The sequence below is a fragment of the Tenacibaculum aquaeponti genome (assembly GCF_057221555.1).
This window is the reverse complement of the sequence record NZ_CM170147.1, coordinates 1,154,592-1,168,004: the sequence shown is the minus strand read 5'-3', so window position 1 is coordinate 1,168,004 and position 13,413 is coordinate 1,154,592. Positions and strand designations below refer to the sequence as shown.

The window sequence follows — 13,413 nt, the reverse complement described above, 5'->3', positions numbered from 1 at the left end:
AAAATATGAAGATTACATTTTACGGTCATGCTTGTTTCGGAATAGAAATTAACGGGACTAACATTATAGTTGACCCGTTTATTACCGGAAATCCTTTAGCAAAAGACATCGATATAAATTCAATTAAAGCAGATTATATTTTAGTAACACATGCTCATCAAGATCATGTTTTAGATGTAGAGGTTTTAGCAGAGAGAACTGGAGCTACTATTGTTTCTAATTACGAAATCGTAATGTATTATGGAGCAAAAGAGTTAAAAGGACATCCAGTAAATCATGGAGGAACTTTTAAAACAGAGCATTTTTCAGCTAAATATGTAAATGCTATTCATACATCTTCATTTGCAGATGGTTCTTACGGTGGTCAGCCAGGTGGTTTTGTAATTACTGCAGGAGATAAATCGTTATATATTGCTGGTGATACAGCGGTAACAATGGACATGAAATTAATTCCGATGACGACTAAATTAACAGCTTCAGTTTTTCCAATCGGAGATAATTTTACAATGGGAATTACAGATGCGATTATAGCAAGTGATTTAGTTGAGTGTAATTCAGTAATTGGATGTCATTTCAATACTTTTCCACCAATTGAAATTGATGTAGATAATGCTAAACAACAATTTTCAGATGCAGGAAAAGAATTAAGTATTATAGAAATCGGAGCTTCAATAACAATCTAATATGAAAAGAATTAAAATAATTTTAGGAGTAATTGTAGCTTTAACCATTGTATTTTTTGCAACAGGACTTTTCTTTAAAGAAACAACTTACACAACTCAGATCACAGTAAATAAACCAATAGATGAAGTTTTTTCATTGTTTAATGATACTTCTAAAATAAAAAACTGGATTCCAGATGTACAATCAATAGAAGCTATTGATGAAAAACCTGAGAAAACAGGAAGTACTTATAAAATGGTTGTAAAGAATAATAATGGTGAAGAAATTGCTTTAGAAGAAAAAGTAATTGCTTTTGTACCTAACGAGAAAGTGACTTTACGATTTAAATCGCCAACAATGTTAAAAACGGATGATTACGTTTTTAGTTTTACTGATGGAAATACTACAATTCAAAATAGTTCGAGATGTATCGGTGGTTCTTATATTTTAAGTTGTCTGTTTCCTTATTTTAAAGGAAAATTACAAAGTATCGATCAAGAATACTTAAATAATTTTAAAGCTTTCATAGAAAAAAACTAAGAGATTGATTCAAGCTAAATTTCAAAAATATACTTTAGAGTTTAAACGTCCGAGTGGTACTTCAAGAGGTGTTTTAAGAGTAAAAGAAACGTATTTACTTCTTTTAAATGAAGGTGAGAAGCAAGGAATTGGAGAATGTGGAGTGTTTAAAGGTTTAAGTGCTGATGATAGACCAGATTATGAAGACAAGTTAATTTGGACTTGTAATAATATTAATTTAGGTTTAGAGAAATTATTAGAAGAACTTATCGAATTTCCTTCCATTCAAATTGGTGTTGAACAAGCTTTTTTATCACTAAATTCTCAAGATAAGTTTGAATTATTTCCTTCTGATTTCACACAAAAGAAAGATCCAATTTCAATTAATGGATTAATTTGGATGGGTGATGCAGATTTTATGAAATCTCAAATTCAAGACAAATTAAATGAAGGCTTTTCTTGTATAAAAATGAAAATTGGTGCAATTAATTTTGAAGAAGAATTAGCATTATTAAAAAGTATTAGAAAAGAATTTTCTTCGAAAGAAATTGAATTGCGCGTAGATGCGAATGGAGCTTTTGCACCAAATGAAGCATTAGGGAAATTAAGGCGTTTGTCTGAGTTAGAATTACATTCTATAGAACAACCGATAAAACAAGGTCAATATGAAGAAATGGCAAAACTGTGTGAGAAAACTCCTTTACCAATTGCCTTAGATGAAGAATTGATTGGTGTTTTTTCTACTGAAGAAAAGAAAAAGCTTATTCAAAATATTAATCCGCAATACATTATTTTAAAACCTACTTTAGTTGGTGGATTTAAAGGAAGTCAAGAATGGATTGATATTGCAGAACATAATAATATCGACTGGTGGATTACTTCTGCTTTAGAAAGTAATATTGGTTTAAATGCCATTGCACAGTGGACATATACTTTAAAAAATAAAATGCCTCAAGGCTTAGGAACTGGAAGCTTATTTACAAATAATTTCGATAGTCCATTAGAGGTGAAAAATGGGAAATTACAATACAATACAACTTTGGATTGGAATTTTAATTTAAAATAAAATACAATGAATTACATTCAGCAAGCATTTAAAGGAAGAAACGAATGGTATTTATACCTAATTAGTATTTTCTTAGTTTTATTCGGTTGGCAAATTATAGGTGGAATTCCATTATTAATTTCAGCCGCAATTTTCTCTGATGATATGGGAGATTTTGCTAAAGCTGCTGAAAATAATTTTTTAGGAATAGGTATCGATAGTAATTTATACCTCTTCCTAATGATTTTAATGTTTATTTTTGGATTACTCGCATTAATTGTTTGTATAAAATATATACACAAAAGAAAGTTCACAACCTTAGTTACTTCAAGAAAAAAAATAGATTGGAAACGCTTTTGGTTCGCATTTGTAATTTGGGCAGTTGTAGCAATTGTTATTACCGCTGTAGGAATTTTAATCTCTCCAGAAAATTATACATGGAATTTTAAACCAGTACCTTTTTTTACATTAGTATTAGTTTCTTTTCTGTTTTTACCTTTTCAAACTAGTTTCGAAGAGTTACTGTTTAGAGGATATTTATTACAAGGATTTGGAGTTCTTTTTAAAAATAGATGGGTGCCGCTTATCATAACATCTGTGGTTTTTGGATTATTACATGGAGCTAACCCAGAAGTTGAAAAACTAGGATACATCAGTATGGTTTTTTATATCGGAACAGGTTTGTTTTTTGGAATGTTAACACTTTTAGATGAAGGAACAGAGCTTGCTCTAGGATTTCATGCAGCGAATAATATTATAGCTGCAGTATTTGTAACAGCGAATTGGACTGTTTTTCAAACAGAAGCCTTGTATGTAGATCATTCAGAACCTTCTGTTGGTATAGAAATGTTTTTACCAGTATTTGTAATATATCCAGCTGTAATTTTCTTTTTGTCGAAAAAATATGGTTGGACAAATATGAAAGATAAACTATTCGGAAATATTACTGTTCCTGTTGCACAAGAAAATATTATTGACATAAAAGGTGTAGAGGAAAATGCATCTTAATTTTAAATTGAATGGAATTTCTTTTCAGTCTGAAGAGGAATTAATAGCATATTCAAAAACAATTTCAAAGAGTATATATTCTTTCTTTGTAGATTGGTTCAATCAAGAAGATTATTTAGTAGTAACAACTTCTGGTTCTACAGGAAAACCTAAACCAATTTCTTTGAAGAAAGAGTTTATGAAAAACTCTGCAATAGCTACTGGAAACTTTTTCAATGTAAAAGAAGGTACAAAAGCATTATTATGTCTTTCTGCAGATTATATTGCTGGCAAAATGATGTTGGTTAGAGCATTAACATTAGGTTGGTCGCTTGATGTTGTAAGTGTAGATTCTAATCCACTTTCAAAGACAAAAGAAGATTATGATTTTTCAGCAATGGTTCCAATGCAATTGCAAAATTCTTTACAGCATTTACATCGTATAAAAAAAATAATTGTTGGTGGTGGAGTAGTTTCTAATGCATTAATAAATAAAATTCAGGATAATCAAACTCAGATTTTTGCAACTTATGGAATGACAGAAACCATTACACATATTGCTGTAAAAAAATTGAATGATTTTAATGAAAAACCAGTTTTTTACCAAAGTTTACCTAATGTAGAAATCGGTATAGATCATCGAAATTGTTTGGTTATTAAGGCTCCAAAAGTATCAGATGAATTGGTGGTGACAAATGATGTGGTTCGGTTAATTTCAGATAATCAATTTGAATGGTTGGGTAGGTTTGATAATATTATTAATTCTGGAGGAGTAAAGCTAAGCCCAGAAAAAATAGAAGAAAAATTATCACAAATAATTCATGGTAGATTCTTTGTAATTGGTCTTCCAGATGAAACTTTAGGAGAAAAGTTAATTCTTATTGTAGAAGGAGAAAAATATGATCTTTCGCTATCTAGTGTAAAAGGTTTATCAAAATATGAAATTCCAAAAGAAGTACATTTTTTACCTAATTTTATAGAAACAGAAACTCAAAAAATTCAGCGTAAAAAAACGCTCGAAAAACTCAAATTATAATTCAAATTAATCTTTTCGAGAGCTTAAAATAGGAAATTACCGCTAACTTTCTAAAAATACATTTTCACTAACCAAAAATAGGTTGTAACTCATTCATCACTTTTTTATAGTGTAAATTCTCATACATTTATCGAAAATCAAATTGTATGAAATTAAAATTTACCCTTTTTATACTTGCACTTACTTTCATGAGTCAGCTTAATGCTCAGGAAGTTCCTGTGATAAAAATAGATGAAAAAGAAATCTCTGTAAAGAAATTGAAAATAGAAACTTCAATTATTGGAGATATAGCGTTTACTACTTATGATATGTCTTTTTATAACCCGAATGATAGAGTTTTAGAAGGAGAGTTATTGTTCCCTTTAGGAGAAAATCAGTCTGTAATTCGATATGCTTTAGATATTAATGGGAGTTTAAGAGAAGCAGTTATTGTAGAAAAAGAAAAAGCAAGAGTTGCTTTTGAAAGTACGATACGACAAAAAATAGATCCAGCCTTATTAGAGAAAACAAAAGGAAATAACTACAAAAGTAGAATTTATCCAATTCCGGCTAAAGGTTATAAAAGAATTGTAATAGGCGTTCAGCAACAATTGATTTTAAACAATAAGAATTATTACTATGAACTTCCTTTTCAGTTTAAAAATAAAATGGAGGAATATACTTTAGATATCAAGGTTTTAAATCAAAAAGGAAACCCTAAAGTTAAAAAAGGATTATTATCAAGTTTTAAATATAATACTGAAAAAGACGAGTTTCAAAGTAAATATCATGGAAAAAGTATTAAAGTGAAAGAACCAGTATTGGTTAAAATTCCTTTGAATACTTCAAAAGAAAAAGTAATTGTAACAAATGAATATTTTTACTGCGCTAAGGTTTTAGAAAATGTATCAACAAATAATAAGTTAGAAAACAGCATTACTATTTTTTGGGATACATCTTTATCTCAAGAAAGCAAAAAGCTAGATGCTGAATTAGAATTATTAGAAACGTATTTTCAAAAAGTAAAAAATGTATCAGTAAAATTAGTCAAGTTTAATCTGAAGAAACATACCGAATTAACATATTCAGTTTCGAATGGAGTTTGGAAATCATTAAAAGAAGAATTAAAAGCAACTGCTTTTGATGGAGGAACGTCTTTTGATTTTTTAAAGTCATACCAAGACAGTAATAACTTACATATCTTTTTTACCAACGGATTAAATACGTTAGATGAAAGTAAAATAAATTTTAATAAAAAGACATTTGTAGTCAATAGTCTACGAAGTGCAGATCATAATGTATTAAAGTATTCAGCTGTAAAATCAGGTGGAGATTATATCAATTTAAAGAATGAATCTATAAAAAAAGCATTTCAAAAGTTTCAACAGAATAAATTACAATTTTTAGGAACTGATTTAAATGAAAATATAGAGACTTACCCAGAGATAGGTAGTAGAATAGGAACAAACTTCGCCTTATTAGGAAAAGGATTTAGAAAAAAAGATATTATAAATGTCTATTTAGGAAAAGGAAAAGACACTTTAAAAATATTACGTTTTAAGCTAAAGAAAAGCAAGAGAAAAAATAATTACATCTCTAAAATTTGGGCACAAAAAAAACTTGATTATTTAAGTGTGCAAAAAGAAGAAAATAGAAGAGCTATAGTAAAACTAAGTAAAGAGTATCAAATTATAAGTCCATTTACCTCTCTGCTAGTTTTAGACAGAATAGAGGATTATGTAACTCATGAAATTACACCACCCAATGAATTACTTGAAGAATACAATAAGTTATTAAGCATAAAAGTAAATGATAAAAAAGAAAGAATTGCGCGTTTACAAAATGATTTATTCGATGATTATGATGAAATTTTAGAATGGTATAGCAAAGACTATAAAGAAATACCAAGAAATGATGTAGCTCTAAAATTTGTAGCACAAACAGATATGACTGTGAATGCTACGGTAGAAAGAGTTGAAACAAACAACACAACTGTTGAAAGTGATCGAAATAATACTTCAAACGAAGAGAATTCTCAAACAAATCAAGCTAATGTAAGAACAGGAGAAGGTGAGACATTTTTAGTAAAAGGAACAGTAAGTGATGAAACAGCGCCTTTACCAGGAGTACAAGTTTATATAAAAGGAACTAGAACAGGAACAGAAACAGATTTTGATGGGAATTTTTCTATTTCAGTTCAAACAGGAGATGTGTTAGTATATAGTTTTGTAGGAATGAAAACAGAAGAAAGAGTAATAGCAAATAGTTCTGTTCATAATATAAGGTTAGAAGAAGACAACGTATTAGAGGAAGTAGTGGTTATTGCATATGGGATAGAAAGACAAAACACGCATTCAGCAAGTGTTTCTGCTGTTTTGAAAGGAGAAGTCTCAGGAATAAATGTACAAGAAAATGAAAATTCAAATATATCAATCAGAGGTGTAAGTTCAATTTCATCAAGTACAAAACCATTGTATGTTGTTAATGGAAAATTAGTAGCTGGAAACCCGAAATTAAGTCCAAGTGAAATTGCTTCGATGTATGTGATTAAAGATGAAGATGGACAAAAAATTTATGGAAATAGAGCGGCTAATGGAGTGATTGTTATTACAACACATGAGGCTAAAAGTGAAGATGAAAAAAATATAGAAGCTTTTGAAGCTATGGTAGAAGGTAAAATAGAATTAAAAGGTTGGAATCCTGATACACCATATTTAAAAGAGCTTAAAAAAATCCAGAATAATGATGAAGCTTATAGTAAGTATTTAGAGTTACAAATTAATTATAGTAATGCTCCATCTTTTTATATAGATGTAGCAGACTTCTTCAAAGAAAGAAATCAAGAAGAAAAAGCGATTCAAGTATTGTCTAATGTAGCAGAAATAGAATTAGATAATTATGAGTTACTACGATCATTAGCTTATAAATTTGAAGAGTATAAAATGTATAGTTCAGCTATTCATATGTATAAACAGATTGTAGAGTTAAGGCCAGAAGATATTCAGTCATATCGTGATTTAGCTTTAGTTTACGAAGATATAGGAGAATATCAAAAAGCTATAGATCTATTATATCAAATTGTAAATGGTGAGTTTGTTGATAAAGATGAAGATAGAAGATATGAAGGGATTGAAACTGTAGCGTTATTTGAATTGAATAAAATTAGAAGAAAGTATAAAGAGAAACTTAAAACCAATCATTTCGATAAAAGATTCGTAAAAGATGTAGCCTTAGATTTAGTTGTTACTATAGATTGGAATCATAATGATACAGATATCGATTTATGGGTTACAGATCCAAATGGTGAAAAATGTTCGTATAAACATAGGAAAACTAAAATAGGAGGTTACATAACCAATGATATGTTAGAAGGTTTCGGTCCTGAAGCTTTTATGCTTAAAAAAGTGATAAAAGGAAAGTATACTTTTGAAGTTGATTATTATTCAAGTTCTGAACAAAAAATATCAGGTCCCACTACTTTAAAAGTAACAATATATAAGAACTACGGAAAAGTAAATGAGGTAAAAGAAGTGAAAGTTATTCGTTTAAGTAATAAAGATGATGAAATTGAAATTGGAAACATAACTTTCTAATTTTAGTGTTTAGTTAGTTGAAGAAAAGGTCAGTATTACATAGCTACTGGCCTTTTTATTTTTTATAAAATCTAAAAAATAAAAATCTGTTTACTCATTCAAATAAGCATTTCGCTAATTCTATGTTTTAAAAACTCATAACTATAAATAGCTTTGATGCTATAAATTTTGTAGTTATGAAAAAAATAATTCAATTACTTGTTTTAATACTATACATTCCTTGTTCATTCGCGCAAGAGAAAACAATCACAGGTGTAGTATCCGATGAACAGAATAATGTACTGCCTTTTGTAAATGTTTTAATAAAAAACACGAAGAAAGGAACTACGACAGACATTAATGGAAAGTATGTTATAAAAGCATCTAAAGGAGATATTTTGGTTTTTTCACTAATAGGATTTAAAAAAGAAGAAAGAAAGGTGAAAACTTCTTCCGTAATTTCTGTTTCTATGAAAGCTGAAAAAGTTGAATTAGAAGAAATTGTTATAATAAACGAAGTAATTGAAGCTGTAGAAGATGATGCAGAAGAGTCAGTTCAATATAATAAAGTGATTCCAGCGCCTAAAAAAGAAAAAACTAAAAGAGGAAGAGTAAGGCGAAATAACATGTCTGCAAATTTATATTACAGAGGTTTTATTTCTTCACCAACTAAAGAGTTAAAAATTAGAGGGACTTCTAGTTTAGAAGGTACAAAAGATCCTCTTTTCATAATTGATGGAATTCCTGTTAAAAAGAATTTAAATAAGACACTTCAGAATATTGATCCAGAAAAAATAAAAAGTGTTAATGTTATAAAACCTAAAAATGCAACAGCTATATATGGAACTTCAGGTAGAAATGGTTGTGTAATTATAACAACCAAAAAAGGAGATTATCAAATAGAAAATGAAGAAAGTTATAAAGAGATAAACGAGAATCATTTTGAAAGGGTAACATTATCTCCTTTATCTACATTTTCAATTGATGTAGATAAAGCATCGTATAGTAATATTAGAAGAATGATTAATAAAGGAAATTCAATTCCTGCAGATGCTGTTAAAATAGAAGAAATGATTAATTATTTCGAATATCAATATCCGCAACCAAAAGATAAACATCCATTTTCAATTACTACAGAGGTTACTAATACACCATGGAATGATGTTACAAAATTAGTTCGTATAGGTTTGCAAGGGAAAAAATATGAGCAAGATGAATTACCAGCTTCTAATCTTACTTTTTTAATAGATGTTTCTGGCTCTATGCGAGGATTTAATAAATTGCCATTATTAAAAAAAGCATTTAAATTATTAGTAAATCAATTACGAGCGAAAGATAAAGTTTCCATAGTTGTTTATGCAGGAGCGGCTGGAGTTGTGTTAGAGCCTACATCAGGAAATAATAAAGAAAAGATTTTAAAAGCATTAAATAACCTTAGAGCTGGAGGTTCAACAGCAGGAGGAGAGGGAATTAATTTAGCATACAAACTTGCAGAGAAAAACTTTAAGAGAAATGGAAATAATAGAGTGATTCTAGCAACTGATGGAGATTTTAATGTTGGTGCATCATCAGATAAAGCAATGAAAACATTAATAGAAGAGAAAAGAAAATCAGGAGTATTTTTATCGGTTTTAGGTTTTGGTTATGGAAATTATAAAGACAGTAAGTTGGAAACTTTAGCAGATAAAGGAAATGGAAATCATGCTTATATAGATACGATGCAAGAAGCTCAAAAAGTGTTTGGAAAAGAATTTGGAGGTACTTTGTATACAATTGCTAAAGATGTAAAGATTCAGGTTGAATTTAATCCTAAAAAAGTTCAAGCATATCGTTTAATAGGTTATGAAAATAGATTGTTAAATGACGAAGACTTCGTAGATGATACTAAAGATGCAGGTGAATTAGGAAGTAATCATAGTGTAACAGCTTTGTATGAAGTTATTCCTGTTGATGTAAATAGCGAATATTTAAAAACAATTCCAGATTTAAAGTATACAAAAGCTATAGTGAATGATTATAATGATGAGTTGTTAACGGTAAAGTTTAGATATAAAAAACCAAAAGGAGAAAAAAGTATAGAGTTAATAAAAACGGTAAAAGATAAAACTACTGTAGCTACAGATGATATGAACTTTACATCAGCAGTTGCTTTATTCGGAATGCATTTAAGAGGTTCTAAATATAAAGGAGATTCGAAAATAGAAGATGTTATTCAACTTGCTAAGAAAGGAAAAGGTAAGGATGAAGAAGGTTTTAGGGGTGAATTTGTTCGATTGGTTAAAGCTCATATAAGTGCCAATTAACAAAGAAAAACACCGCATTAAGCGGTGTTTTTTTAATATTGATAATTTACTTCTTTTCTACTGTTGTTGTTGTTTAAAAAGGTAATGTTAACGGGTTGGTTAAAATCATTTTTTTCAACATGAACCAGTGTTTCATCATCTCTATATCTTATGAATTGAGGAGAATTCTGTATTCTTTTATATGCAATAGCTGTGTGGTTGTAAAAAGGATTTTTAATGTCTGAATATAAGTATTTCATTGTTCTCGACAATCTAACTGTTCCATCAGGATAATGTATGGTGAAAGTTCGCTCAATTAATTGATCTTGATCATCATACTCAAATCTGTAAGTGACGTTGTTTCTTTTAGATTCAACAACTAAATCTCTTGTATTATATGTATAAAACTGATCTACTTGTTCATTATTATCATAAGTTGAAGTTGTTGAGGTAACTAGATTACCTTCATAGTTATAATCTATTTGTTCAATATTATTAATATTTTCTCTTTTTAAAACATAATTGTAAGTATCATAATCACTATTATTATCTTTTAAATTGATACGAATTGTGTATTCTGAACTTCTTTCAGGATTTTGAAAATCATCTACTTTAATGTTTATTTTACTAACCATATTATTAGAGTTGTAAAAATAATCAGAAACTTTTCTAGAGATTAATACATCATTGCTGTCATAACTTGTAGATATAACTCTATTTACTAGAGGGGTTCTGTCGATATTTCCATTTTCAGATGGCCCGCAAGCAGATAGAATTATAAGGCAAATGGCTAAGTATAAAAACTTTTTCATAGTGTGTAATATATAATTATTGAATTTCCATGCTGTGATACACTTGGTTTACATCATCATCTTCTTCCAAGCGTTCTAATAATTTTTCTACATCTTCTTGTTGTTCTGTGGTAAGTTGAGTAGTTGTAGTTGGGATTCTTTCAAACTCAGAAGAAACAATTTCAATGTTATTTTCTTCTAAATATCCTTGAATAGCACCAAATTGTCCAAATGGAGCATATAGCATTACGCTATTATCTTCTTCGTCAGTAAAAACTTCTTCAACTTCAAAATCGATCATTTCCATTTCAAATTCTTCAAGATCCATACCTAAAGATTCTTCTTTTACTTTAAAGTTTACTACATGATCAAACATAAAAACAACTGATCCTGAAGTTCCTAAGTTACCATTATACTTATTAAAAGCAGCTCTTACATTGGCAACAGTTCTGTTATTGTTGTTTGTAGCTGTTTCAACTATAATAGCAATACCGTGAGGTGCATACCCTTCAAATAAAACCTCCTTATAGTTTGCAGTATCTTTGTCTGAGGCTTTTTTTATAGCACGTGCTACATTGTCTTTAGGCATATTAGCTGCCTTTGCATTTTGAATAACAACACGTAAACGAGAATTGGTTTCTGGATTAGGTCCACCTTCTTTAACAGCCATTACGATATCTTTACCAATTCTAGTAAAAGTTTTCGCCATTGCTGACCAACGTTTCATTTTTCGTGCTTTTCTAAATTCAAATGCTCTTCCCATTTTTTACTATGATTAATTTAATGTTAGCAAATGTAAAAAAATCAAAGTATTTATAAAAAATAAACACCATTAACAATTAATGGTGTTTAATTAAATTTTTATGTCTTGGTGATTATAATTTAAGTAAACTTACACCTGAATTACACCTAAGTTAAAAGGTTTTTCAATTGGAGCATGATTAGCTGCTTCTATTCCCATTGAAACCCATTTTCTTGTGTCTAATGGGTTAATAACTCCATCTGTCCAAATTCTTGCTGCTGCATAATATGGAGAGATTTGCTCGTCGTATCTAGATTTTATTTTATTGAATAATTCTGCTTCTTTTTCTTTTGTGATTTCTTCACCTTTTTTCTTTAAAGCAGCTGTTTCTATTTGTAATAAAACTTTTGCAGCTGAAGCTCCACTCATCACAGCTAACTCAGCACTTGGCCAAGCTGCAATTAATCTTGGATCGTAAGCTTTTCCACACATGGCATAGTTTCCAGCACCATAAGAGTTTCCTATTACAATAGTAAATTTAGGAACTACCGAATTACTTACAGCATTTACCATTTTTGCTCCGTCTTTAATAATTCCTCCATGTTCAGATTTACTTCCTACCATAAATCCAGTTACATCTTGTAAGAAAACTAAAGGAATTTTCTTTTGATTACAGTTGGCTATAAAACGAGTAGCTTTATCCGCAGAATCAGAGTAAATAACTCCTCCAAATTGCATTTCACTAGGTTTAGTTTTAGCGCCTTTTGACTTTACAATCTTTCGTTGATTCGCTACAATTCCAACAGCCCAACCATCAATTCTTGCGTAACCCGTAATTATCGTTTGTCCGTAACCAGCTTTATATTCATCAAATTCAGAATCATCAACTAAACGTTCAATAATTTCCATCATATCATATTGTTCATGACGAGCTTTTGGTAAAATTCCGAAGATTTCATTTTCATCTTTTGCAGGTGCTTTGCTTTCAATTCTATTGTATCCAGCTTTGTCAAAGTCACCGATTTTGTCCATCACATTTTTGATCCTATCTAAAGCATCTTTATCATCTTTAGCTTTATAATCAGTAACTCCAGAAATCTCACAATGCGTAGTTGCTCCACCTAAAGTTTCGTTATCAATAGCTTCACCAATAGCGGCTTTCACTAAATAACTTCCTGCTAAGAAAATACTTCCTGTTTTATCTACGATTAAAGCTTCATCACTCATAATTGGTAAATAAGCGCCACCAGCAACACAGCTTCCCATAACTGCAGCAATTTGAGTAATTCCCATGCTACTCATTACGGCATTATTTCTAAAAATTCTTCCGAAATGTTCTTTGTCTGGAAAAATCTCATCTTGCATTGGTAAATACACACCAGCAGAATCCACTAAGTAAATAATTGGTAATCTATTTTCTATTGCAATTTCTTGAGCTCTTAAATTTTTCTTCCCTGTAATAGGGAACCAAGCTCCTGCCTTTACAGTCGCATCGTTTGCTACAACGATACATTGTTTACCTTTTACATAACCAATTTTGATAACTACACCTCCAGAAGGACATCCACCGTGTTCGGTATACATACCTTCTCCAGCAAAAGCACCGATTTCTATGCTGTCTGTATCGTTGTCTAATAAATATTCAATTCGTTCACGGGCAGTTAACTTTCCTTTTTCGTGGTGTTTTTGAATTCTTTTTTCACCACCACCTAATTTAACTTTAGCTAATCGTTGTCTTAAATCCGATGCTAATAGTTTATTATGATCTTCGTTTTTATTGAAGTTAATATCCATAAA

Annotated in this window: 10 protein-coding genes; 7 read left to right on the top strand and 3 right to left on the bottom strand. The window is 29.8% G+C overall.

Features of this window, described 5'->3' with window-relative positions:
* Positions 1-5 precede the first annotated feature (5 nt).
* From AC2TEO_RS05150 to AC2TEO_RS05120, 7 genes are all read left to right on the top strand, one after another.
* The gene (locus AC2TEO_RS05150) at positions 6-683 is read left to right on the top strand and encodes a metal-dependent hydrolase (RefSeq protein ID WP_442267090.1); all 678 of its coding nucleotides are present in this window, start codon (positions 6-8) and stop codon (positions 681-683) included.
* A 1-nt stretch (position 684) separates the two neighbouring features.
* Entirely contained in the window at positions 685-1,203 is a 519-nt protein-coding gene (locus AC2TEO_RS05145) for an SRPBCC family protein (protein ID WP_442267089.1), read from the top strand.
* A gap of 4 nt (positions 1,204-1,207) precedes the next feature.
* On the top strand, positions 1,208-2,248 hold the full coding sequence (locus AC2TEO_RS05140; protein ID WP_442267088.1) for an o-succinylbenzoate synthase: 1,041 nt from the start codon (positions 1,208-1,210) through the stop codon (positions 2,246-2,248).
* A 6-nt stretch (positions 2,249-2,254) separates the two neighbouring features.
* Positions 2,255-3,235: a CPBP family intramembrane glutamic endopeptidase gene (locus tag AC2TEO_RS05135; protein ID WP_442267087.1), complete on the top strand. Its 981-nt coding sequence runs from the start codon at positions 2,255-2,257 to the stop codon at positions 3,233-3,235.
* The gene (locus AC2TEO_RS05130; RefSeq protein WP_442267086.1) at positions 3,225-4,250 is read left to right on the top strand and encodes an AMP-binding protein; all 1,026 of its coding nucleotides are present in this window, start codon (positions 3,225-3,227) and stop codon (positions 4,248-4,250) included. The genes AC2TEO_RS05135 and AC2TEO_RS05130 overlap by 11 nt, the downstream gene beginning before the upstream one ends.
* A gap of 146 nt (positions 4,251-4,396) precedes the next feature.
* Positions 4,397-7,822 (top strand): DUF2135 domain-containing protein, encoded by a 3,426-nt coding sequence (locus tag AC2TEO_RS05125; protein WP_442267085.1) that lies wholly within the window; start codon positions 4,397-4,399, stop codon positions 7,820-7,822.
* A 176-nt stretch (positions 7,823-7,998) separates the two neighbouring features.
* Entirely contained in the window at positions 7,999-10,104 is a 2,106-nt protein-coding gene (locus tag AC2TEO_RS05120) for a vWA domain-containing protein (protein ID WP_442267084.1), read from the top strand.
* Between the two features lie 32 nt (positions 10,105-10,136).
* On the opposite strand, the gene AC2TEO_RS05115 is transcribed toward AC2TEO_RS05120, so the two are convergent.
* From AC2TEO_RS05115 to AC2TEO_RS05105, 3 genes are all read right to left on the bottom strand, one after another.
* Positions 10,137-10,895, bottom strand: a complete 759-nt coding sequence (locus AC2TEO_RS05115) for a hypothetical protein (RefSeq protein ID WP_442267083.1) — start codon at positions 10,893-10,895, stop codon at positions 10,137-10,139.
* Between the two features lie 16 nt (positions 10,896-10,911).
* Positions 10,912-11,637 carry a YebC/PmpR family DNA-binding transcriptional regulator gene (locus tag AC2TEO_RS05110; protein ID WP_442267082.1) on the bottom strand — a complete coding sequence of 242 codons (726 nt, stop codon included), beginning with the start codon at positions 11,635-11,637 and terminating at the stop codon, positions 10,912-10,914.
* A 129-nt stretch (positions 11,638-11,766) separates the two neighbouring features.
* Complete coding sequence (locus tag AC2TEO_RS05105) at positions 11,767-13,410, bottom strand: acyl-CoA carboxylase subunit beta (RefSeq protein ID WP_442267081.1); 1,644 nt, start codon at positions 13,408-13,410, stop codon at positions 11,767-11,769.
* Positions 13,411-13,413: the final 3 nt, after the last annotated feature.